We start from the raw sequence: 21708 nt of genomic DNA, 5'->3' as shown, positions 1-21708 counted from the left end.
GGTCAAGCCGTCTTCGCGAAGACGAGCACCTCCGTGGAGGCGACGCCCATGGGCGCGAGGAAGCCGGCCTCCAGGACGCAGCCGAGGGTCGCGAAGAGGTCCACGCAGGTGCGGCGGGGCATCGCGGCGGGATAGGAGTCGTGGCCCGCGCCGCCCTGGGTGGCCCAGGCGCGCACGGTGGCCGGGTCGAGACAGGTCTCGGTCATGACGTCGAAGACGATTCGGCCGCCGGGGCGGGTGACCCGGGCCATTTCGAAGAAGTAGCGGGAGGCGCAGAGGAAGGTCACGGTGTTGAAGACCTTGTGGGCCTGGACGAGGTCGACGCTGGCGTCGGGTGTCGGGGCGAGGCTGCTCCCCGAGGCCGGCCGGGCGACGACGCCGAAGGTCTCCACCAGATGGCTGGCCCAGGGCGCGGCCGTCTCGTAGATCTCGTAGCGGCTCGGCGAGCACTCCTTCAGCGTCTTCTCCAGATACCGGCCGGAGCCGGGACCGATCTCCAGCACGGTGTCCGGGGCGGCGGCGAAGACGCCGAGGGCGCGCAGTTCGTCGATGGTGGACTGGGTGGCGCCGGGTGTGCCGTTCATGACTTGGTCGATGTGGTCGCCGACCGAGAGGCCCGCCGCCCGCGCGGCTCGCATCGTCGCCTCGAACGGGATGAAGTCGTCGACGCCTCCCAGGTTGTTGGTGCTGCGCACGATGTCGAATCCGGCGCGTCCCAGGAGCCGCTTGACCCCTGACTTCACCCCGGACCTCACCGCTGACGTTCCCCTGCCCGCCGCCTTCATGAGGCATGCCCTTCAGGTCGTCTCCGCCCCCCGGTGGTCAGCATAGGATCGCGGGCCGCGCACGCACAGTGGGACGGTGGATTCCCTGCGGGCCCTACGGGGCCGCCAGGCGCCGGAATCCGTCCCGGGCGACCAGTACGGCTGCCGCGAGCACCACCATGTTGGCGAGGGCGGCCGGGTGCTCGGATCTGGCGAGGTGCACGACCGTTCCGCCGGTGATGAGGACACCGAGCGCGGCGGCGGCGATCGGGGTCAGCACGGGGGCGATCGAGGTGGCGGCGGGGAGGATCAGCCCGGCCGCGCCGAGTACTTCGGCCACTCCGATGGCCCGTACCGCGAGCGGGGCGAAGTCGACGACCCAGGGCATCAGTGGAATCAGCGAGTCCGGCGGCAGGGCGATCTTCATGCCGCCCGCTCCGGCGAACAGCACGGCAAGGAGGGCCCGGGCGACCCACAGAACGACGTTCACGGTGCGTTCTCCAAAAGTGAAGGGATGCCTGCGTTTTGATGGCGGGCGTCAACCTAGCAGAACCGCAGTCGATCCTTCACTTGTAGGATGGGCGCATGACATCGGACGAGCGCCGGGGGCTTCGCAAGGACGCGGAGTTCAACCGGACGCGCATCACATCGGCGGCGCGCACCGTATTCGCGGAGCGCGGGCTCGGGGCGCCACTGGAGGAGATCGCCCGGCAGGCGGAGGTGAACATCGCCACGCTCTACCGGCGCTTCCCCGAACGGGAGGCGCTCATCGAGGCCGTCCTCACCGACCGGATGAACGAACTGGCCCGTCTCGCCGAGGAGGCCTCGCTCGCCGCCGACCCGTGGGACGGATTCCGGGGTTTCGTCGAACACGTCTGCGCCATGCAGGCCGCCGACCGCGGAGTGACCGAGGGCTTCACCGCCTGCTTCCCCGACTCACCGGGCATGGAGGAGCCGAGGTCCCGCGCCCTGGCCGCCGTGGACGCGCTGATCCGCCGCGCTCAGGAACAGGGCAGCCTGCGCCCCGAGTTGACGAGCGGCGACGTCATGCTGTTCCTGATGGCCAACGCCGGAGTGCTGTCCTCGACCCGCCACGCCGCACCGGGCGCGTGGCAGCGCCTCGTCGCGCTGCTCCTCGATTCCTGCCGCGCCGACCGGCCGACGTCGACACTGCCCCCGGCGCCCGGCCCCGGGGAACTCCACGACGCGATGGTCGCCGCCCGCCCGCACCGCTGAACCAGGGACCGGCGACCGGCCGTCACACGACCGAACGCGCGATACGGAAACCCACGTCGTCGACCTGGAAGGTCGGGTGGCTGCGGCGTCGCGCCGAGGCCCGGCAGCTCCAGTGCTCATCGAACCAGCCACCGCCGCGGAGCACCCGGTACTCGCCGTAGACCTCGGCGTCGTAGACGTCCCAGCACCAGTCCCAGACATTGCCGAGCATGTCGTGCATCCCCCACGCGTTGGGGCTCTTCCCGCCCACATCATGGATCCGTTCGCGCGAGTTGCCCCGGTACCAGGCGATCTCGTCCAGCTCCCCGTAACGCGGCCCTGTCGTACCCGCACGGCACGCGTGCTCCCACTCGGCCTCGGTCGGCAGCCGGTACCCGTCGGCGGACGCGTCCCACTCGACGCCTTCGCCTTCGCCTTCGCCGTCGGTGCGGAAGCGGTACGCGGGCGTGAACCCCTCACGCCGGGACAGCTCGTTGCAGAACCGCACCGCGTCCCACCAGGAAACCCCTTCGACGGGGAGCCGGTCGCCCTGGGCGGCACTCGGCCGCCGACCTGTGACCCGCGCGTACAACGCCTGGGTGACCGGAAACGCCCCGAGCCGGTAGGGCGCGAGCTCGACCTGCCAACTGCGCCGCGTCCGCCGGTCCGACAGCGTCACTCGCCCCGGAGGGATGGCGATCATCTCGTTGCCGCCCATAACCATGTCCATGATCGGAAGATCTTAGGGGCGGCGGCGGAACCACGCGCGGTCAGTGACCGGAGCTGTAGTACCCACCGAGCTGGTCGCGGTAGGCCGGGTCGCCGAGGTGCCTGTCCTTGTCGAATTCCGGGGATGCCTTGATCTCGTCCTTCGTCCGGGCGACATGGACGGTCCGGCTCTCGTGGTCGACGCTGGTGACGGTGCCGGCGGGCAGCATCACTTCCTTGCCGAAGATCCATACGCCGGTGTCGACGACGATGTACTGCGAGCCGACCTCGGTGGAATACTTGTCGACCTTTCCGATATGGCCGTCCGCCGCCTCGACACCGTATCCGGTGAGGTCGTCGTCCGCCGTGTGACCGGCCGTCGGAACGTAGGACCACAGGTGCGCGTACATGGAATGCTCCCTTTTCTGTCGACGATCCCGGATGCGTTCAACGGTTTTCCATCACCCGTCTCCCGCGATTCCGGTGAATTGTTTTTGAGCGTTGCTGAACACCGCCTGCCCTGATCTCGGGCCGGTACTCATCACCGGCGCACCGGGACCGATCCGTGCCAGGATCGGTCCCATGAGCCGTGTCTATGACGATGAGCGACTGGCCGGCGCCTACGAGCGTGGCAACGAGATGCCCGAGGGGTCACTCCGGGCCTGGGTCGGGCTGATCGCTTCCCATGTGCGGCGCCCCGCGCCCCGGATCATCGAGATCGGATCCGGTACGGGGGTCTTCTCCGCCGCGATGGCTCGCTGGATCGAGAGCAGCGAGGTGGTGGCGGTCGACGCGTCCGAGGCGATGCTCGCCGAGGCCCGACGCCACCATGCGCATCCCGCCGTGCGGTATTTGCGGGGGGAGGCGGAGTCCGTCCCCGCCGCTGCGGGCGTCTTCGACCTGGCCCTGATGTCCCGAGTGATCCATCACCTCCCCGACCGCGCGCGGGCGGCCCGCGAGCTGGCCCGTGTGACGCGTGCCGGCGGGAGAGCGGTCATCCGCACCACGTTTCGCGAACGGCTGGACGCGGTGGTCTACGACTACTGGCCGCAGCTTCGAGCCGGCGATGAGCTGCGCTTCCCGGGCGAGGAAGAGGTCGTCGCCGACTTCGTCTCCGCCGGGTTCGTCCCGGAGGAGACCGTCTCCTTCGCCCAGCCGGTCACGGCGAGCCTGGCGGCGTACCACGCCAGGCTGATCGGCCGACCGCAGTCGAAGTTCACCCGGCTCACCGACGAGGAGTTCCACCGAGGACTCGCCCGCCTGGAGGCCGCGGCCCGCGCCGAGGCGACGGACAGGCCCCGGCCGGTCCTCGAACGCTACGACGTGGCCGTGTTCTCCCGCCCGTGACAGTGATCGTCACCGCCGGGCCGTGACCAGGCTGCTCAACGCGGGAACCACCTCTCGCAGGTCGTCGCCGTCGACCGCGACGGTCGCCGCCGCCCGCGCTCCCGACGAGGCGTTGAACGCGACGCTCAGTGCGACGGAAGAGAACAGGGGCAGGTCGGAGCGGCTGTCCCCGACGGCTCCGCAGACGCCGGGAGTCAAACCCAGCGCCCGGGCCTGCGCGAGGGCGAAATCCCGTTTGCCGTACTCGTCGAAGTGGCGGGCGACACGGCCCGTGAACCGGTTGCCGACGGTCTCCGGACGAGGTCCGCTGAACGCGTGGAAGCCGAAGCGGTCGGCCAGATAGCCGCCGACCGGCGACCAGGCGAGAGTCGCCAGCACGGGCACCAACCCGTTCCGCCTGCACCAGCTCACGGTCTCCGCGATGCCCGGGACCAGGGGAAGCCCGTCGAGGAGTCGAAGGACTCGCTCTTCGGAGACGCCCGCCCAGCCCTTGGCATCCAGCTCGGAGACCTGCCGATTGTCGAGGTCGCCGGAGGCGTAGGCGTCCTCGGCCCTGGCCAACTCGTCCCGATGGCCGAGGAATCCGGCCAGGAAGACCGAGGAACTCGTGCCCGGGACGAGGGTGCCGTCGACATCGAAGAACACGCAGCCCACGGGGTCGGATGAGAACATCGGCCAAGGATGTCACCACCACACGAGGCGGTCGCCTCGCGGGTGCCGGACTTCCTCCACGAGCCCCGCTTCAGGAAAGTGCCCTCGCCGTCGCCGAGGTGACACGGGCGGCTGTGTCGGCGTTCGAGGTCGCCACGCGGGCCACGAGTGCGGTGTCGCCCTTACCGGTCCGGGCGTAGGCGAGGGACGCGGGAGAGCACCGGCGCCGGCTGACCCGAGGGCTTCCGGTCGGTACCGCCTTCACCCAGGCCGAGCCGCGCCACCGCCACGAGCAGCGGGCGGGGGCTCACCCTCGAAGGCGATCTACCCGGCGCTTACCACCCAGGCAGCCTCGGCCCGCCGCTTCAGCAGAAGGTCCACCAAATCCTGCGGATCGAGACCACTGGGATCAACCCGGAGTCCCACCGGCGGCAGCCGGTCGAGGCCCCGCTCCACGACCTCCTCGAACTCGTTGAGGGCGCGGCCCTCGGCGGCGGCGCGGACTCGTTCGGCCAGCGTCGCGGCCTCGGGATGATCCGAGTCGCCATAGCGGGCCGCCAGGAACGCGACCTCCTCGGGCAACCGGTCGATTCCACGCTGCCGTAGCAACGCGACGGGTGGGCGGAGCGTGACAAAGTGGACCTGTCGCCCCTCCAGGACCTCGATCAGCGACTCGAAACCTTCGTTGATGATCGTGTCGCTGACGACCGCGGTAATGCCGGCATCCGCGAACGCGGCGGCCACGAGGCATGCGTTGCGGATGCGCAGCCCGTACTGAACACCCGCGTCGCCGGTCAGATGTCCGGTGTCGGGGTCGTTGTCACCGGGCACCGCCCACCGGCAACCCGAGACGATCAGTCGCTGCATCTCGTCGCCTTCAACGTGCGCGGCGAGCGGAAGTGTTCGCGCGAGTAGGCGGGCTGTCGTTGTCTTGCCGGCACACTGATTGCCGGAGACGATCCAGATGTCGGCGCTCGTGGCCCGACGACCGGACCATGTTGACGCTGTCGACCAGGTCTGGCGAGGCCGAGCGGAGTCGTTCAACTGCTGTCCCCATTCGATCGATCAGCAGGGATCACCAAACGCATCCACCGTACGGGACGCCGGTGCCGCCTGTCGTCGTGGATACGAGCAGGCAAGCCCGGCGCAGCGCTTCGATGACCTTTGCCTTCACGCCGCCGCCGGTCCGCGAGGTGGTCCGGTGGATCGTCTGCCGGGCCGAGCGGCAGAGCGGGGCCACCCGCCGGCACCACGGCCACAGGCTTCCTGAACGGCTCACCCGGGCGGACGCCTCCGACGCCAAGGAACTCCGCACGTACCGACCACCTTCACGGAAACCACCGAAGACCCAAAGATTTCCCCGATTCCCCTACAACCCTCCTGCCTCGCAGGTGGTCTTCCGTTCGCCGACCGCACGGATGACCCGCGAACAATCCCGGGTGAACAGGGCGGAACGCGACCCATTGACTGAGGAGGCCGGGACCCGGCCTCCCCGCATGCCGCAGGAGACGTCCGCATGCAGAAGAAGTTCCGTACGGCCCTGGCCGCCGCCGTCGCAGTCGCGCTGACCGGTGGCACGGTGGCGATCTCCGCGAGCCCCGCTTCGGCGGCCGGCTCCGGTCTGCACGCCGACTTCAACGGTGACGGCTACATCGATATCGCCGTCTCCGCGGCGTTCGCCGCCGTCGCCGGGAAGAAGGGCGCGGGCCAGATCGTCGTCCACTACGGCTCGGCCAAGGGCATCACCGCCACCAACCGCGCTCTGATCAGCCAGAACTCCCCCGGAGTCCCCGGAAGTGCCGAGACCGACGACTACTTCGGCGCCGCCAGCGGCTTCGGCGACTTCAACAAGGACGGCTTCGCCGACCTCGCCGTGGGCGCTTACGGCGAAGACGTCGGCAAGGACAAGGACGGCGGCACCGCCGTCATCCTCTGGGGCTCGGCCAAGGGCCTCAACGGGGGCACGACCATCAAGGACCCCGCGCCGGGCAAGCACGACAACTTCGCCAAGTCGATCGAGACGGCCGACTTCGACGGCGACGGCAGGATCGACATAGCCCTGGGTTCCACCGGTGCCACCGTCGACCGCTACCGGGGCGGTTTCACCAAGTCGGGCGGCACCGGCGGTTACGACGGCATCAGCCTGCCGGTGCACACCGGCACCTACAACGGCGTCCGCTACCTCACCTCCGGTGATGTGAACGGCGACGGTGTCGCCGACCTGGTCGTCAACGCGTACAGCACCGCCACCGACTTCAACGCCAACTACTGGGTGCGCGGCACCCGCAGCGGCAATCTGAGCGGTGGCGGCGCGCGGGTGCTGCCCGCGGGCACCATCACCGTCGTCGGCAAGCTCAACAGCGACAAGTACGCCGACATCGTCATCGGTCTGGAGTGGGACCGCAGCAAGGACACGGACGCCGCCGGGCAGCCCGCCGCCAAGGGCGGCAAGGTCCTCGTGGTCAACGGCAGCGCGAGCGGCCCGGTCCGGGGCATCTCCGACTCGTTCACCCAGGACACCCCCGGTGTGCCCGGGTCCTCCGAGAAGGCGGACCACTTCGGCAACGAGCTGGGCCTCGGTGACGTCAACGGCGACGGCCATCTCGATCTGGCGATCGGCGCGTACGGCGAGACGGTCGGCTCGACCCAGTTCGCCGGTGCCGTCACCGTGCTGTACGGCACGTCGAAGGGCCTCTCCACCGCCGGGGCGCAGTCCTTCTCCCAGGACAGCGCCGGTGTGCCCGGCGCGCCTGAGAAGTCGGACAACTTCGGCAGCGATGTCAGCCTCTCCGACCTGGACGGTGACGGAAGGGGCGATCTGACCGTCGGCGTCCACGGCGAGGACGACTACAACGGTTCGGTCGTCCTGCTCCGCTCCAACGGGAAGAAGATCACCACCACCGGGGCGCGCACGCTCTCCCCGGGCGCGATCGGCATCTCCACCGCCGGCTACCCCAGCTACGGCATGAACTTCACCGACTGAGCCGTCGGCCCGGGCCCGCGCACCGAAGAACCGCGCGCGGGCCCGGGCCCGGGCCCGCCGCAGGAGGCCTCGCGGCCCACTGTCGCACCGCCTCGCTTCGGCCGCCGCCGAACCGTCCGCTGCCTACGGTCGCCGTATGAGAACCGCACAGCCCAGCACCGCACAGCCCGGCACCGAGCGGCCCGGCACCGCACAGCCCGCCGAGCACCTGACCATCACCCCGAGCATCCTCTACTTCGGCACCCCCGTCGTCCTGCTGACCACCGAGAACCCCGACGGCTCGTTCAACCTCGCGCCGATGTCATCGGCCTGGGCGCTCGGCGACGTCGTGGTCCTGGGGCTCGGCAAGGACGGCCGGACCGGCCAGAACCTCGCCGCCCGGCCGGAGCTGGTCATCAACCTCCCCGAGCCCGGCCAGTGGCCCGCGGTCGAACGACTCGGCCGCCTCACCGGTCGCCCCTCGCCCGCCCCCTCCGGCGGCCGCCCGATCCGCTACGAGCCCGCCAAGTTCGAAGCGGCGGGCCTGACTCCGCGGCCGTCGCGGTCGGTGCGCCCGCCCCGTGTCGCCGAGTGCCCGATCCAGCTGGAGGCCCGGGCCGTGCGCGTCGGGACCGACCTGGCGGGAGACTTCCTGATCGTCGAGGCCCGTGTGCTGCGGGTCCACGCGGACCCGCGCCTCGTCGTGCCCGGGACGCAGCACATCGAACCGGCCGCGTGGAGCCCGCTGATCTACAACTTCCGCCACTACTTCGGCCTCGGCCCCGAACTCGGCCACAGCGGCATCTCCGAGACGCCGCGCCGGACGGCCGCGGCCGACGAGTAGACGGATAGACAGGCAGACGGACAGACGGACGCGAGAAACTGTCACAGCGCTGTTATATTAGCGCTGTGACAATTTCCGACGACCCCACGGCGCTGCCCGACCCCTGGCAGGCGCTGCACGAGCTGTTGGCCGCCATGGACGCCGAGATCGAGCAGGTCTACGTCGAGCGCGGTATCGAAGGGGTGCGGCCCCGGTTCGCCTATCCGCTGATCCGGCTCGCCCACACCGGACCGCTGACCATCCGGGAACTCGCCCGGTCGCTGAACCGCTCGCACTCCGCGATCAGTCAGACCGTCGCCGCCCTGCGCAAGGAGGGGCTGGTCACCTCCGAGCCGGGGCCCGACGCCCGCACCCGGCGAATCGATCTGACCGAGCGCGGCCGGTCACTGGTGCCGTTCCTGGAGGCGGAGTGGCGCGCCACCCACGCGACGGTCGCCGAGTTGGACGGCGAGATCCCGTACGCGCTGACCGCAGCCGTCGAGGAGGTCCGGCGGGCGCTGGAACAGCGGTCGATGCGGCAGCGGATCCTCCGCCACCTCGTCGAGCCGCCGCGATGAGCGGCGTCCGGTTACTCGACCTCCGCCCGCTGCGCGACAGCCGCCCGTTCCGCGAGCTGTGGATCGGCTCGGCGGCCTCCCAGCTCGGCGGCCAGATAGCCACCGTGGCGGTGCTGGCCCAGGTCTGGGAGCTGACCGGAAGCCCGGCGGCCACCGGTGCCATCGGGCTCGCCACCGGACTGCCGATGGTGTTCTTCGGGCTGCTCGGCGGCACCTTGGCCGACACCGTCGACCGGCGTTCGGTGGTACGGGCCGCCACCGTCGGCCAACTGCTGTCCGCCGCCGGGCTGTCGGCCCAGGCCCTGGCCGGAAATCGCGAGGTACCGCTGCTGCTCGCCCTGGTCGCCGCCGGGGCCGCGTGCGGGGCCCTCGGAGCCCCCGCCCGGCGCACCCTTCCCGTACGGCTGCTGCCGGCCGGTCAGGTCGCCGCCGGGCTCGCGCTGACCAATGTCTCCTTCCAGGCGGCGATGCTGGCCGGGCCCGCGACGGCCGGGCTGATCATCGCCCGATGGGATCTCCCGGCCGCCTACGCCGCCCAGGCCGCGGCCATGGCGATCTCGGCGCTCGCGATGACCCGCCTCCCGCCCATGAGGCCCGAGGGAAGCGGCCCGGCGGGCCCCGGACGCCGCGCGGAACGCGGCGGCTGGCGATTCGTCCTGCGCCGCCCGACGCTGTGGGGCTCGCTGGCCGCCGATCTGTCCGCGACGCTGCTCGCCATGCCGATCGCGCTCTTCCCCCTGGTCAACGAGGCCCGCTTCGACGGCGACCCACAGCCTCTCGGCCTCTTCCTCTCGGCCGTCGCGGTCGGGGGCATCACAGCCGGTCTCTTCTCCGGCACGGTGACACGCCAACGCCGCTCAGGTCTCGTGCAGTTGACCGCCGCGGGCGTCTGGGGCCTGGCGCTCGCCGGCTTCGGAGTGGCCGGGCCGCTGTGGACGGCGCTCTGCTGTCTGGCCGTGGCAGGCGCGGCCGACACCGTCTCGGTGATCACCCGCAGCGCCCTGGTCCAGCTGGAGACCCCCGATGCCTACCGGGGCCGGGTCTCCTCCGTGGAACACGTCATCGGCGTCGCGGGCCCCGAACTCGGCAACTTCCGGGGCGGCCTGCTGGCCTCCGCCACCTCCGCACCCTTCGCCCTGGTCGCCGGGGGCCTCTCCGCCACCCTGGCGGTCGCCGCCGTGGCGGCGGCCAACGCCCCGCTGCGCGCCTACCGGACACCGCCCCCGGACCGCGAGCAGGCGAACCCCTCCTGACCCGACGATCCGACCGGCCCGATCCGACCGGCCCGACCCGACCGGTCCGACCCGGCCGCTGCGAACAGGTGCCCACTACAGTGGTGCGCGGGCCGTGACTGGCGCTGAGGTGGAGCACCACCGGGGAGCGGCCCGACGAATCGGTCGATGCCGTGCGCCTGGGCGAGTGTTCAGCGACGCCTGGAGGCGACCCATGTCCCGGATACAGACAGCCCGACTCATGGACGGCACCGGCCTCGCCCGGCGCGTCGTCGAGGAGACCGCGCACAGGGCGGCGGAGATCACACGGCGCACCGGCGTGCGCCCCTGCCTCGCGACCGTCCTGGTGGGCGAGGACCCCGCCTCGGTGACCTATGTACGCATGAAGCGGGCCCGTTGCGCGAAGGCGGGCATCGAGTCCCGGCAGATCAGCCTGCCCGCCACCACCACGACCGCCGAGCTGACGGAGACACTGCGCTCCCTCTCCCTGGACGCCGGTGTGCACGGCATCCTGCTCCAGCACCCCGCGGGCCCCCACATCGACGAACGCGCGGCCTTCGAGGCCATCGCACCGGAGAAGGACGTCGACGGGGTCACGATCAGCTCCTTCGGGGCGATGAGCTTCGGACTGCCCGGCTTCACCTCGTGCACACCGGGCGGGATCATGCGGCTGCTGGACGAGTACGACGTCGAACTCGCCGGACGCCACGCCGTGGTGGTGGGCCGCAGCGCGATCCTCGGCAAGCCCGCGGGCATGCTCCTGCTCGCCCGGGACGCCACGGTCACCTACTGCCACTCCCGTACGAGGGACCTCTCCGCGATCGTCCGCGAGGCGGACGTGGTCGTGGCGGCCGTGGGACGCCCCCGTCTCATCAACGGCGAGGACATCAAGCCCGGAGCCGTCGTGATCGACGCCGGATACAACCCAGGCAACGTCGGAGACGTCGACTTCGACACCGCCCGCACCCGAGCCCGTCTGATCACCCCGGTCCCCGGCGGGGTGGGGCCCATGACCATCGCGGTCCTGCTGGCCCAGACCGTCGACGCGGCGTCGCGACAGCTCGGGACGGCCGGCGAGAACACGGGGTGAAAGGCGGGCAGGGGCGGGCCCGGCACACCGGGCCCGGCACCCCGGGCCCGGCACCCCGGGCCCGGTCGAGCCGCGCCCGGTGGTGTGCCCGTACACCTGCTCTTAGCCTGGCAGGAGCCACCCCCTTGGAGGGCCGCCATGCCGCTGGTGATCGACCTCGGCGACGTCGATGCCACGATGTCCGCGCTCGTCGGCGGGAAGGCCGCGAACCTGGGGGAGCTGATCCGCGCCGGGCTGCCCGTGCCCCCGGGGTTCTGCGTGACCACGGACGCCTACCGGTCGGTGCCTGCCACCCGCGAACTGACGGGCCTCGCCCCGGACCCGGCCCGGCGGCGGCTGCTCGACGCGCCGGTGCCACGAGAGGTGTACGAAGCGGTCGTGGCCGCCTGCCGCCGACTCGGCGACGGGGTGCCGGTCGCGGTGCGGTCCAGTGCCACGGCGGAGGATCTGCCGTTCGCGAGCTTCGCCGGTCAGCAGGACACATATCTCAACGTCATCGGTGCGGACCGGGTGGTCGATGCGGTACGGCGCTGCTGGGCATCGCTGTGGACCGACCGGGCGGTCGCCTACCGCGAGACCAACGGCATCGCCCACGACTCCGTGTACCTCGCCGTCGTCGTGCAGACGATGGTCCGGTCCGCGGTCTCCGGCGTGCTGTTCACCGCGAACCCGGTGACCGGCGACCGGCGGCAGACCGTCGTCGACGCGAGCCCCGGACTCGGCGAGGCCGTCGTCTCCGGCGCGGTCGACCCCGACCGCTTCGTCGTCGAGGGAGACACGATCGTGGAACGGCGACCGGGCGACAAGAGGCTGATCGTCCGTCCCCTCCCGGGCGGCGGCACCGAACGCGTCGAGGCCGAGGCGGACGAGACACCCTGTCTGACGGACGACCAGATCCGGCGGCTCGCCGCCCTCGGCGATGCGGTACAGGACCACTACGGCACCCCCCAGGACATCGAGTGGGCGATCGACGAGGAAGGCGCGCTCCGGCTGACCCAGGCCCGGCCGATCACCACCCTCTTCCCCGTACCGGAGCGGGACGGCTTCCACGTCTACTTCTGCTTCAGCCTCGCCCAGGGCCTCCAGCGCCCGATCACCCCGGCAGGGCGCGCCGCCTTCCGCGAGATCGCCCGGTCCGTCAACGAGATCGTCATCGGCGACCCGGCGTCGACCGGTTACACCGAGGCGGGCGAGCGGATCTTCCTCGACCTCACCGGCGCGCTGCGCGACAGGGTCGGCCGGGCGTTCGTCCTGAGACTGCTCGGCCTCATGGAGGCCCGCTCGGCCGAGGTGCTCGCCGACCTCTGCGCACGGGACCCGCGCCTGGCCCTCACCAGCACCTCACTCCGGCCCGCCCTTTGGCGCGCGCTGCGCCTCGCCCGCCGGTTCCATGTCCCGGCCACGGCGGTACGCGCGTTGGTCCGCCCCGAGGCGGTGGTGCGCGAGGCGTGTCGGCTGGAGCCGGGCATCGTCGCGGCGGCCCGGTCCACGACCGCCCGGGGCGCGCTGCGCGACCACGTCGTCCCCGTCCTGCCCGCGCTCGCCCCGGCCGCGCTCGTCGGATTCGCGATGCTGGCGCTCACCGGCCGGCTCGTCCGCACGGAACCGGGCGAGCTCCAGACGGTGCTGCGCGGACTGCCTCACAACGTCACCACCGAGATGGATCTGGCCCTGGGAGACCTCGCGGACACCGTCCGCGCCGACCCCCTCGCGGCCCGCGCGTTCCAGGACCCGGGGCGCGGAGCCGACGAGCTGACCCGCGCATATCTGGACGGCGAGCTTCCGGATACTGCCCAGCGCGGTCTCACAGCGTTCCTGGACCGCTGGGGCCACCGGGCTGTCGCCGAGATCGACATCGGTCTGCCCCGCTGGTCCGAGGACCCCTCGCACATCATCGGCGTCATCGCCAACCTTCTGCGCGCCGACGACCCGGCGGCCCGGCCGGACGCGGTGTTCGCGCGCTCCCGGGCCGAGGCCGAGGCCATGGTCGAGCGCCTCGCCCGCCGCGCCGGGGCGCGGGGCCCGCTGGTGCGCTTCGCGCTGCGCAGGACCCGGCTGCTCGCGGGCCTCCGCGAGTACCCGAAGTACCTCGCGGTCACACTGTTCGCCGTGGTGCGTGAGCGCGTCGCCGAGCGCGGTGCGCTCCTCCACGCGCGGGGCCGGATCGACGAACCCCGGGACGTGTTCTTCCTCGACTTCACCGAGATGGAATCGGAGCGGGGGGACCTCCGCCGCATCGTCGCCGAACGCGGGGAGAGTTACGCCCGGGAGCTGCGCCGCCGCCCGGTCCCCCGGGTCCTGCTCTCGGACGGCACGGCCCCGGAGGCTCCCCGTCCGCCGGTCGCCCCCGGCTCCCTGACGGGCACTCCGGCGTCGGCGGGGACGGTCACCGCGCCGGCCCGGGTGGTCATGGACCCGGTCGGAGCCCGGCTGGAACCGGGCGAGATCCTGGTGGTTCCGTCCACCGACCCCGGCTGGACGCCCCTCTTCCTCACCGCGGGCGGTCTGGTGATGGAGATGGGCGGGGCCAACTCGCACGGGGCGGTGGTGGCGAGGGAGTACGGGATCCCCGCGGTGGTGGGAGTGCGCGGGGCGACGGAGGACATCGGGACGGGGGAGGTCGTCACCGTGGACGGGAGCGCGGGCACGGTGTCGCTCCGTACCGCTGGTTGAGGGCTGGTTGAGGGTGCCAGGGCCGCCGCCGTACGTGTGTGCGAGTCAATCGGGAACTGCGGAGGGCCCGGAAGCGTTCCCACGGTGTACGCGCGACACGCACGCGGACGAGTAACGGGTAGCCGAGGTGGCACGGATGGCGATGTGGGACCGGATCAAGGACCAGGCGAAGGGGCTGCAGCAGCAGTCGCAGGGGGCCCGTGGCTCCGGCGGCCACGGACAGCCGGGGTCGGGATCGGGATCGGGAGCCGGCGGGGGATCGAAGGCTCAGCTCGTGGGGCTGCTCAAGACCCAGCTCACCTCCCTCAAGACCGAGCTGAAGAGCGGCTCCTACCGGGACGCCAGCATGGCCATGTGCGCCCTGGTCGCCGCCGCCGACGGGTCGGTCGACCCGGCTGAGCGGCAGCATGTGGAGTCGCTGATCCTCCAGAACGACGTCTTGCAGAACTTCCCGGCCGACCAGCTGCGGCAGCGGTTCAACAAGCACGTCGACCAGTTGGCGTTCAACTTCCAGCAGGGCCGGGCCGAAGTCATGCAGGAGATCGCCAAGGCGGCGAAGAAGCCGACGGAGGCCAGGGCGGTCGTGCAGACCGGCTTCGTCGTCGCCGGGGCGGACGGATACATCGCCCCCGCCGAGGAGCAGGTTCTGCGGGAGGCGTGCGCGGCGCTCGGAGTGCCCCCGCACGAGTTCGGCCTCTGATCAGGTTCTGAGGCCGCCGCCCGGCCGGACGACCGGCCGCCGCCGGGCCTGAAGTCGAAAGCCCTGTCCACCCCCTGCGCGGGGGTGGACAGGGCTTTGCTCTGGGGTTCGAGGAGCTTGCCCGCCCGCGACCGGTGAAACTCCCGCATGTCCTTCGATAGGATGATCGGATTCAATCCGAATCATCATGATCATCCTTCCTTCTTTTAATCAAAAGCAAGCAAATCGGCCAAAAAATTGACATTTATTTCGCGAATAAGAAACAGCACCATGTTCGCCGGATGGAGCCGGTCGAGGGCGATACTGTGGGCCACGGCGGTTGTCGTGGCCCTCGGATTCTTCATCGCCCTGGAGATCGCCGCGCGTCACTACGGCCTGCCGGGGCCGATCACCAACCAGGCGAAAGAGGCGATATTCGTCCCCGCCTCGGGCCCCCTGCTGTACGCCAGCATGGCCCTGATGATGGTGGTGCTCACCTGGCGGCAGCGATTCATCGCCCTCGGCGCCGCGATCGGCATCGACCTCGCCATCCTGCTGGTGCGCTGGGCGATCGGCGCGGAGCTGACCTACGGCAACGGCGCGTTGTGGGTGATCCTCGGCTGCGCGGTCATCGCTCTCACCCGCCGCACCGGCCGGGAACGCGTCCTGCTGCTGAAGGGCGTCGGACTGGGCCTGCTGCTGGTGGCCGGCCGTAAGACGGGCGACACCTGGCTGCTGATCACCTCGAAGACCCGCCCGGACGTCCTCGACCAGTATCTGGTCACCGCCGATCAGGCGCTGGGCAACCCGTCATGGGTGGTGGGCCGCATGGTCGAGGCCACCGGATCGGTCGGCGCCCACGTTCTCGACTGGGTCTATGTCAAACTCGCGGTGGCCGCGGTCGTCTTCGCCGTGTACCAGCTCCGCCACGTGGCCACCGAGCGCCGCTTCCCCCGCCACCACCTGGTGCGCACCTTCCTGGTCATCGGTCTGCTCGGGCCGGGCATCTACATGATCTTCCCCGTGGTCGGGCCGATCTTCGCGTACGGCCCCGACGGCGGGAACTGGGCGGTGGCCGACATATGGCCGGAGACGGCGCCCACGATCGGCGCCCCGCAGTGGATGCCCTTCGACGAGATCACCCCGCGCAACTGCATGCCCAGCCTGCACACGGCGTGGGCCACCGCGATCTTCATCCATTCCCGGAAAGCCCCGCGCCTGCTGCGGCTCGGAGGCACCTTCTGGCTGATCGCCACCCTCGGCGCGACGCTGGGATTCGGCTACCACTACGGCGTCGACATCATCGCCGGTGTGGTGTTCACCCTCACCATCGAGGCGGCGCTGCGCTCGTACGACCGGGGCTGGGACCGGCCGGGAGTCCTGCTGGTCGCCCACGGCGCGACGGTCTTCACCGCGTTCCTGGTGTCGTACCGCTATCTGCCGATGCGGATGGCCGAGTACCCGTGGCTGTTCGGCCCCCTGCTCATTCTGGCGATGGTCTCGGTGATCTACGCCTATGTGCGGACCGCCAAGCTGTGGGACGCGGAGCCCGTACCGGCCCCGCGGCTGAAGCCGCAGCCCGAACTGGTCTGAGGCCCGCCGGCACCGTCCGCGTCGAATCCGCCCCAGGGAGCCCCCGGGGCGGGATTCGACGGGGACGGTACCGTGCAGCAGACTCGCTCCCATGACACCCGCCGAACTCCTCCGGGCCTTCGCCCGCACCCGCGCCTCGCTCGACGGCTCCGAGGTGACCTTCCACTGGACCGGTGACGTCCACACCTGGGGCCCGGGCGAGCCCTATCGGCGCGTCTTCGGCTTCGAGGGGGTCAATGTCGCACGGCTGGTGAAGGGCGGCGACGGATATCTGATGCTCTCGCGGGAGGCCGCGTTCTACCTCGACCCCCGGACCCGGGAGATCCTGGAGACCTGGGAGGACAAGCCGGTGATCCATGTCTGGAACGATCCGGCGAACCAGAAGTGGCGGCCCTTCCCGATTCCCCTGACGGACCTCGGCGACCAGGTCTGTTTCAGCATGGAGATACCGCTGGCGTACCCGTCGCCACTGCCGGTGGCCGAGTTCCCCGAGAACTCGGCGGACGACACCTACCGGGCCCTGGAGATGTTCCAGTTCTTCGCCCCGGCCGACGTCCTGAGCACCGGGGAGCCGAGCGTGCCGAGCACGATGTCGTGGACGCGGATGTCACCCTGGCTGCCCTGGATGGAACAGGGACAGCGGCCCGGCGGCCTCGCCTTCCACGGCCGGGGCCGAAAGCTGGCGTCGTGGTCCGAGGTGCCCGAGCGCACCCGGGCGTACATCGCCGCGCGGCACCCGGAGTTCGCCACGGCCCCCGAGGCGTGGAGCGAGCCGAACGAGACCAGCTGGACCTGGTTCCGCAAGCTCGCCGGGCGGTCCGGGGACACGGCGGAACAGGGTCTCTGAGGCGTCTCGTGAACCGGCCGGGGGCCGGGACGCTCAGCGTCCCGGCCCCCGGTAGGACTTCCGGTGCGCGGACGTCACCGGGGAGTCGGGTCAGGCGGGGATGACGTTCTCCGCCTGCGGGCCCTTCGGGCCCTGGGTGATGTCGAAGGTCACCTGCTGGTTCTCCTCAAGCGAGCGGAAGCCCGACGCGTTGATCGCGGAGTAGTGCACGAAGACGTCAGGTCCGCCGCCGTCCTGGGCGATGAAGCCGAAGCCCTTTTCGGCGTTGAACCACTTCACGGATCCGGTGGCCATGGTGTTCCCCTTGTCCAGGGTCGTGGGGCGCCGGCTTGTTCAGCGCCCCTGGGTGAGGTGATCGCCCTGGTCCTCGGGCACTGCCGCACAGCACAGCGCCCACGGGTGCGAACCGCGGGCGCTGAGACTTCGGAACCACGACTACTGCGGGAAAAGTTAGCCTATTCGTGACCGCATGGCTACAGGCTGCGGAGTCATGAGGGCGGAGTGTCCGCCGAGAGCGGCCGGAAGAAGGCGGTGTCGTCCTCCCGGCGGGTGACGCCGGGCCGGGTGTCGAGCGACCAGGTGTGGGCGCAGCCGGGGCACTGGAGGTGGACGACCGGGCCGTTGTTGGAGATCAGATAGCGCCAGTGCTCGCGGCAGTTGCGCCGGTCGGCGCAGGTCGCGCAGGTACGGGCGTCGTCGCAGCCGGGGCAGGCCACCCAGGCGCGGCGGGCGTCGTCCGCCTGGGGGTCAATGGGCAGCCGCACGGCCCGGCTCCTCTCCGGGCAGCACACCGGCCGCGACCAGCCGCTCGTAGACGCGCCGCTGCTCGGCGTCGAGGCCCGAGTAGAGCAGGGCGTACGCCTCGTCCTCGCCCCGGAGGACGGCCGCCGGGTCCCACTCCGGACCGAGTGCGGCCATGACGGAGGCCCGGCGGCGGGTCTCCTCCAGGGAGAGGTCGATCATGAACGGTATGTGATCGACTGTTTCAGCTGGGTTCATGGCGTTTCTTCCGGTATGCCGAAGGGTCTGTCCACCTGTACCAGAGCGGAATCGCCGCAGGGAAGGCTTGCCTCACCTTGTGATGTACCTCATGGGGGCTCAGCCCAGGCCGGGGACCGTGGAGACGAGCAGATCGATCAGCTTGATGCCGACGAAGGGCAGGACGAGCCCTCCGAGGCCGTAGACGGTGAGATTGCGGACCAGCAGATCGTGGGCCGACGCGGGGGTGTAGCGCACGCCCCGCAGGGCGAGCGGGATCAGCGCGACGATGATCAGGGCGTTGAAGATGATCGCCGAGGTGATCGCGGACGTCGGGCTGTGCAGGCCCATGATGTTGAGCGCCTCCAGGCCGGGATAGGCGCCGGTGAACATGGCGGGGATGATCGCGAAGTACTTCGCGACGTCGTTGGTGATGGAGAACGTGGTGAGCGCGCCCCGGGTGATGAGGAGCTGCTTGCCGATCTCCACGATCTCGATGAGTTTGGTCGGGTTGGAGTCGAGGTCGACCATGTTCCCGGCTTCCTTGGCGGCCGAGGTGCCGGTGTTCATCGCCACGCCGACGTCGGCCTGGGCGAGCGCCGGGGCGTCGTTGGTGCCGTCGCCGGTCATCGCGACCAGTCGGCCGCCCTCCTGCTCCCGCTTGATGAGGGCGAGTTTCTCCTCGGGGGTGGCCTCGGCGAGGAAGTCGTCCACCCCGGCCTCCTGGGCGATCGCCCGCGCGGTCAGCGGATTGTCGCCGGTGACCATGACCGTACGGATGCCCATCCGCCGCAGCTCCGCGAACCGTTCCCGGATGCCCTCCTTCACCACGTCCTTGAGGTAGACGGCCCCCAGCACCCGGGGCCCGTCCCAGTCGTCCACGGCGACGAGCAGCGGGGTGCCGCCCGAGGCGGCGATCGCGTCGGAGAACCACCGCGCCTCGGGCGGCACCTCGCCGCCGCGGAGCCGCACCCACTCGATCACCTGGGCCGCCGCGCCCTTGCGGATGTGCCGTACGGCGCTGTCGTCCCACCGCAGATCGATCCCGCTCATCCGGGTCCGCGCGCTGAACGCCACGAACCGGGCCTCGCCCAACTCGCCCTCGGCGGGCTCCTGGAGCCCGTGCTTGCGCCGGGCGAGGGCGACCACCGACCGGCCCTCGGGGGTCTCGTCCGAGAGCGAGGAGAGCTGCGCGGCCTCGGCCAGGACCGATTCCCCGACACCGGGCAGCGGGACAAAGTCGGCGGCCTCGCGATCGCCCAGGGTGATGGTGCCCGTCTTGTCGAGCAGCAGGGTGCTGATGTCGCCGGCCGCCTCGACGGCCCGGCCCGACATGGCCAGCACATTGCGCTGTACGAGCCGGTCCATGCCCGCGATGCCGATGGCCGAGAGGAGCGCCCCGATCGTGGTCGGGATCAGGGTCACGAGCAGCGCGACGAGGACGGTCGTGGACTGGTCGGCGTCCGCGTAGGCGGCCATCGGCTGGAGGGCGAGGACCACCAGGACGAAGGCGGTGGTGAGGGCGGCCAGCAGGATGTTGAGAGCTACCTCGTTCGGGGTCTTCTGCCGGGACGCGCCCTCGACCAGGGCGATCATCCGGTCGATGAAGGAGTGTCCCGGCCGTGAGGTGACGCGTACGACGAGCCGGTCGGAGAGCACGGTCGTGCCGCCCGTGACGCCCGAGCGGTCGCCGCCCGCCTCCCGGACGACGGGCGCGGACTCCCCGGTGACGGCCGACTCGTCGACCGCCGCGACGCCGTCCACGACATCGCCGTCCGCCGGGATCACCTCGCCCGCCGCCACCACCACGAAGTCGAAGGGCTGGAGGTCGGTCGCGGCGACGAGTTCCGTCTCCGCCGAGGGGAGATGCGTACCGATCCGCCAGTTGTCGCGCAGTCGCACCGCGACGGTGTCCGTGCGCGCCCGGCGCAGCGAATCGGCCTGGGCCTTGCCGCGGCCCTCCGCGACGGCCTCGGCGAGATTGGCGAAGATCACCGTCAGCCAGAGCCAGACGCTGATCACCCAGGTGAAGAGGGAGGGGTGGACCAGCGCCGAGAGGGTGGTGAGCGCCGATCCGGCGGCGACGACGAACAGCACCGGGTTCCTCGCCAGCGCGCGGGGATGCAGTTTGTGGACGGCCTCGGGGAACGCCTTCAGCAGTTGCAAGGGGTCGAAGAGTCCACTGGACCGGCCGTGCCCGCCCGGCCGGGGGCGGTCCTCGCCGCCGGGCGGGCGGTCGAGGGGGACGGTCGGGGTCTGCGGGCGAGTCGCGGGAGGCATCGCGCACCTTCTGATGAGAAGTCCGGTCACCGGTGTTCCGGTGCGGGCGTTTCGGGCCGTGCCGCCGCCGGGGGAGCGGTGACGGCACGGCCGCGGGCGGACGCGACCGGGGAAGAACCGCCGGGCGCCCGGCCGGGCGCCGGACGGGAGCGCCGGCCGGCGACCCACAACTGGCGTGCGCGACCTGGAGCGGCCGAAAGGGAAATCCTGGAGCGGCCGAAGGGGAATCTAGGCCCGCGTGTCCCGCCGTGCCCGGGAGGCCGCGAGGAATTTACGGCCCTCTGACAGCGGCTGTCCGCCGGGCGTCAAGCACCTGTCAAGAGGTGGCCGGAGCGCGTCAGGAAGACGTCAAACCTCCCCGTAACGCGGGCGGTTGGGGGCGGCGCGGCGGAGCCTTGATCCGTCGCCCGGAGACATGCCGGAGACGTACTGGAGAAGTACCGGAGAAGCGCCGGACCCGGCGAGACCCGCGGAACCGCCCCGGAACAGCCGGGAGTTCCCGTAAACCATCCCCAGAAAGGCGGTACACCGGTGACCCGGGTGCTGGTCGTGGACGACGAACCCCAGCTGGTGCGGGCTCTTGAGATCAATCTCAGAGCGCGCCGGTACGAGGTGGACGCCGCGCCCGACGGATTCACCGCTCTGCGGATCGCCGCCGAGGCCCGCCCGGACATCGTCCTGCTGGACCTCGGACTGCCCGACATCGACGGGGTGGAGGTGATCAGACGTCTCCGCCGCTGGAGCCGGGTCCCGATCGTCGTCGTCTCGGCCCGGCGCACCTCCGAGGAGAAGATCGAGGCGCTCGACGCGGGGGCCGACGACTATCTCACCAAGCCGTTCGGCATGGACGAGCTGGTCGCCAGGGTCCGCGCGGCGGTCCGCCGGGTCGAGTCCGCCGCGCCCGCCGACGACGTCCATCTCATCGCGACCGAGGACTTCACGGTGGACCTGCTCGCGAAGAAGGTCAGACGCCGGGGGCGCGACGTACGGCTCACCCCCACCGAGTGGCATCTGCTGGAGGCGCTGATCCGCAGCCGGGGACGGCTCGTCAGCCAGAAGGAACTCCTCCACGAGGTGTGGGGCGCTTCCTTCAGCACACAGACCAATTATCTCCGTGTCTACATGGCCCAGTTGAGGCGCAAACTTGAGGGCGACCCCTCGCACCCCCGGCACTTCATCACTCTCCCCGGAATGGGCTATCGCTTCGAGATGTGAGGCGCTCCACCGCTTCCGCGCGTCCCAGGGACGCACGCGCGGGGCCCACGGCGTCAGCCACTCGACCACAGGG

Annotated in this window: 22 protein-coding genes and 1 riboswitch; of the genes, 12 read left to right on the top strand and 10 right to left on the bottom strand. The window is 71.0% G+C overall.

All coding sequences use genetic code 11. The annotated features are described in order from the left end of the window. Positions 1–2: 2 nt before the first annotated feature. Together IE247_RS12275 and IE247_RS12270 are read right to left on the bottom strand one after the other, a co-directional pair. Positions 3–719 carry a methyltransferase domain-containing protein gene (locus tag IE247_RS12275; RefSeq protein ID WP_190123133.1) on the bottom strand — a complete coding sequence of 239 codons (717 nt, stop codon included), beginning with the start codon at positions 717–719 and terminating at the stop codon, positions 3–5. A gap of 160 nt (positions 720–879) precedes the next feature. After that, positions 880–1254, bottom strand: a complete 375-nt coding sequence (locus IE247_RS12270) for a DoxX family protein (RefSeq protein ID WP_190123056.1) — start codon at positions 1252–1254, stop codon at positions 880–882. Positions 1255–1349: 95 nt separating this feature from the next. On the opposite strand from IE247_RS12270, the gene IE247_RS12265 reads away from it, so the two are divergent. Then, positions 1350–2000 carry a TetR/AcrR family transcriptional regulator gene (locus IE247_RS12265; protein WP_190123055.1) on the top strand — a complete coding sequence of 217 codons (651 nt, stop codon included), beginning with the start codon at positions 1350–1352 and terminating at the stop codon, positions 1998–2000. Positions 2001–2022: 22 nt separating this feature from the next. Here the strand turns inward: IE247_RS12265 and IE247_RS12260 are convergent, their stop codons facing one another. Continuing rightward, the gene (locus IE247_RS12260) at positions 2023–2709 is read right to left on the bottom strand and encodes a formylglycine-generating enzyme family protein (RefSeq protein ID WP_190123054.1); all 687 of its coding nucleotides are present in this window, start codon (positions 2707–2709) and stop codon (positions 2023–2025) included. Between the two features lie 40 nt (positions 2710–2749). Next, on the bottom strand, positions 2750–3097 hold the full coding sequence (locus tag IE247_RS12255) for a PRC-barrel domain containing protein (protein ID WP_190123053.1): 348 nt from the start codon (positions 3095–3097) through the stop codon (positions 2750–2752). Positions 3098–3269: 172 nt separating this feature from the next. Here IE247_RS12255 and IE247_RS12250 point away from each other — a divergent pair, with 172 nt between their 5' ends. Beyond that, positions 3270–4034 (top strand): class I SAM-dependent methyltransferase, encoded by a 765-nt coding sequence (locus IE247_RS12250; protein WP_190123052.1) that lies wholly within the window; start codon positions 3270–3272, stop codon positions 4032–4034. 9 nt (positions 4035–4043) lie between these two features. Here the strand turns inward: IE247_RS12250 and IE247_RS12245 are convergent, their stop codons facing one another. Further along, positions 4044–4706, bottom strand: coding sequence for an HAD family hydrolase (locus IE247_RS12245; RefSeq protein WP_190123051.1), 663 nt, complete (start codon positions 4704–4706; stop codon positions 4044–4046). Between the two features lie 303 nt (positions 4707–5009). After that, a complete protein-coding gene (locus IE247_RS12240; protein WP_229869068.1) occupies positions 5010–5552 on the bottom strand; it encodes a hypothetical protein in 543 nt (180 codons plus the stop codon). Positions 5553–6201: 649 nt separating this feature from the next. Here IE247_RS12240 and IE247_RS12235 point away from each other — a divergent pair. The 9 genes from IE247_RS12235 to IE247_RS12195 all read left to right on the top strand — a co-directional run bounded on the left by IE247_RS12235 (position 6202) and on the right by IE247_RS12195 (position 17162). After that, a complete protein-coding gene (locus IE247_RS12235; RefSeq protein WP_190123049.1) occupies positions 6202–7668 on the top strand; it encodes an FG-GAP-like repeat-containing protein in 1467 nt (488 codons plus the stop codon). Positions 7669–7804: 136 nt separating this feature from the next. Next, on the top strand, positions 7805–8491 hold the full coding sequence (locus tag IE247_RS12230) for a flavin reductase family protein (protein WP_190123048.1): 687 nt from the start codon (positions 7805–7807) through the stop codon (positions 8489–8491). A gap of 65 nt (positions 8492–8556) precedes the next feature. Further along, complete coding sequence (locus IE247_RS12225) at positions 8557–9048, top strand: MarR family winged helix-turn-helix transcriptional regulator (protein ID WP_229869067.1); 492 nt, start codon at positions 8557–8559, stop codon at positions 9046–9048. Then, entirely contained in the window at positions 9045–10301 is a 1257-nt protein-coding gene (locus IE247_RS12220; protein ID WP_190123047.1) for an MFS transporter, read from the top strand. The genes IE247_RS12225 and IE247_RS12220 overlap by 4 nt, the downstream gene beginning before the upstream one ends. 84 nt (positions 10302–10385) lie before the next feature. After that, a riboswitch (ZMP/ZTP riboswitch) is annotated at positions 10386–10472 on the top strand. A gap of 22 nt (positions 10473–10494) precedes the next feature. Then, positions 10495–11370, top strand: coding sequence for a bifunctional 5,10-methylenetetrahydrofolate dehydrogenase/5,10-methenyltetrahydrofolate cyclohydrolase (locus tag IE247_RS12215; RefSeq protein WP_190123046.1), 876 nt, complete (start codon positions 10495–10497; stop codon positions 11368–11370). A gap of 138 nt (positions 11371–11508) precedes the next feature. Beyond that, entirely contained in the window at positions 11509–14043 is a 2535-nt protein-coding gene (locus IE247_RS12210) for a PEP/pyruvate-binding domain-containing protein (protein ID WP_190123045.1), read from the top strand. Between the two features lie 136 nt (positions 14044–14179). Continuing rightward, a complete protein-coding gene (locus tag IE247_RS12205; RefSeq protein WP_190123044.1) occupies positions 14180–14743 on the top strand; it encodes a tellurite resistance TerB family protein in 564 nt (187 codons plus the stop codon). 270 nt (positions 14744–15013) lie between these two features. Then, the gene (locus IE247_RS12200; RefSeq protein WP_190123043.1) at positions 15014–16315 is read left to right on the top strand and encodes a phosphatase PAP2 family protein; all 1302 of its coding nucleotides are present in this window, start codon (positions 15014–15016) and stop codon (positions 16313–16315) included. A 91-nt stretch (positions 16316–16406) separates the two neighbouring features. After that, positions 16407–17162 carry a DUF1838 family protein gene (locus IE247_RS12195; RefSeq protein ID WP_190123042.1) on the top strand — a complete coding sequence of 252 codons (756 nt, stop codon included), beginning with the start codon at positions 16407–16409 and terminating at the stop codon, positions 17160–17162. Between the two features lie 90 nt (positions 17163–17252). On the opposite strand, the gene IE247_RS12190 is transcribed toward IE247_RS12195, so the two are convergent. The 4 genes from IE247_RS12190 to kdpB all read right to left on the bottom strand — a co-directional run bounded on the left by IE247_RS12190 (position 17253) and on the right by kdpB (position 20420). Beyond that, positions 17253–17456: a cold-shock protein gene (locus IE247_RS12190; protein ID WP_190123041.1), complete on the bottom strand. Its 204-nt coding sequence runs from the start codon at positions 17454–17456 to the stop codon at positions 17253–17255. 194 nt (positions 17457–17650) lie between these two features. Beyond that, positions 17651–17926, bottom strand: a complete 276-nt coding sequence (locus tag IE247_RS12185; RefSeq protein ID WP_190123040.1) for a hypothetical protein — start codon at positions 17924–17926, stop codon at positions 17651–17653. After that, positions 17910–18161, bottom strand: a complete 252-nt coding sequence (locus IE247_RS12180) for a DUF6400 family protein (RefSeq protein WP_190123039.1) — start codon at positions 18159–18161, stop codon at positions 17910–17912. The genes IE247_RS12185 and IE247_RS12180 overlap by 17 nt, the downstream gene beginning before the upstream one ends. A gap of 99 nt (positions 18162–18260) precedes the next feature. Next, positions 18261–20420, bottom strand: coding sequence for a potassium-transporting ATPase subunit KdpB (gene kdpB, locus IE247_RS12175; protein WP_190123038.1), 2160 nt, complete (start codon positions 20418–20420; stop codon positions 18261–18263). Positions 20421–20951: 531 nt separating this feature from the next. Between kdpB and IE247_RS12170 the strand changes: the two genes are divergently transcribed. After that, the gene (locus IE247_RS12170) at positions 20952–21635 is read left to right on the top strand and encodes a response regulator (RefSeq protein ID WP_190123037.1); all 684 of its coding nucleotides are present in this window, start codon (positions 20952–20954) and stop codon (positions 21633–21635) included. Positions 21636–21708: the final 73 nt, after the last annotated feature.

This window comes from Streptomyces inusitatus (assembly GCF_014651115.1).
GTDB lineage: Bacteria > Actinomycetota > Actinomycetes > Streptomycetales > Streptomycetaceae > Streptomyces > Streptomyces amakusaensis.
The sequence above is the reverse complement of the archived record's forward strand: the minus strand, read 5'-3'. Positions and strand labels throughout refer to the sequence as shown.

Bases quoted from the DNA above. Each gene is read 5' to 3' on its own strand.
- IE247_RS12265 (WP_190123055.1), top strand. From the start codon at position 1,350: ATGACATCGGACGAGCGCCGGGGGCTTCGCAAGGACGCGGAGTTCAAC.
- IE247_RS12260 (WP_190123054.1), bottom strand. From the start codon at position 2,709: ATGGACATGGTTATGGGCGGCAACGAGATGATCGCCATCCCTCCGGGG.
- IE247_RS12255 (WP_190123053.1), bottom strand. From the start codon at position 3,097: ATGTACGCGCACCTGTGGTCCTACGTTCCGACGGCCGGTCACACGGCG.
- IE247_RS12250 (WP_190123052.1), top strand. From the start codon at position 3,270: ATGAGCCGTGTCTATGACGATGAGCGACTGGCCGGCGCCTACGAGCGT.
- IE247_RS12245 (WP_190123051.1), bottom strand. From the start codon at position 4,706: ATGTTCTCATCCGACCCCGTGGGCTGCGTGTTCTTCGATGTCGACGGC.
- IE247_RS12240 (WP_229869068.1), bottom strand. From the start codon at position 5,552: ATGCAGCGACTGATCGTCTCGGGTTGCCGGTGGGCGGTGCCCGGTGAC.
- IE247_RS12235 (WP_190123049.1), top strand. From the start codon at position 6,202: ATGCAGAAGAAGTTCCGTACGGCCCTGGCCGCCGCCGTCGCAGTCGCG.
- IE247_RS12230 (WP_190123048.1), top strand. From the start codon at position 7,805: ATGAGAACCGCACAGCCCAGCACCGCACAGCCCGGCACCGAGCGGCCC.
- IE247_RS12220 (WP_190123047.1), top strand. From the start codon at position 9,045: ATGAGCGGCGTCCGGTTACTCGACCTCCGCCCGCTGCGCGACAGCCGC.
- IE247_RS12215 (WP_190123046.1), top strand. From the start codon at position 10,495: ATGTCCCGGATACAGACAGCCCGACTCATGGACGGCACCGGCCTCGCC.
- IE247_RS12210 (WP_190123045.1), top strand. From the start codon at position 11,509: ATGCCGCTGGTGATCGACCTCGGCGACGTCGATGCCACGATGTCCGCG.
- IE247_RS12205 (WP_190123044.1), top strand. From the start codon at position 14,180: ATGGCGATGTGGGACCGGATCAAGGACCAGGCGAAGGGGCTGCAGCAG.
- IE247_RS12200 (WP_190123043.1), top strand. From the start codon at position 15,014: ATGTTCGCCGGATGGAGCCGGTCGAGGGCGATACTGTGGGCCACGGCG.
- IE247_RS12195 (WP_190123042.1), top strand. From the start codon at position 16,407: ATGACACCCGCCGAACTCCTCCGGGCCTTCGCCCGCACCCGCGCCTCG.
- IE247_RS12190 (WP_190123041.1), bottom strand. From the start codon at position 17,456: ATGGCCACCGGATCCGTGAAGTGGTTCAACGCCGAAAAGGGCTTCGGC.
- IE247_RS12180 (WP_190123039.1), bottom strand. From the start codon at position 18,161: ATGAACCCAGCTGAAACAGTCGATCACATACCGTTCATGATCGACCTC.
- kdpB (WP_190123038.1), bottom strand. From the start codon at position 20,420: ATGCCTCCCGCGACTCGCCCGCAGACCCCGACCGTCCCCCTCGACCGC.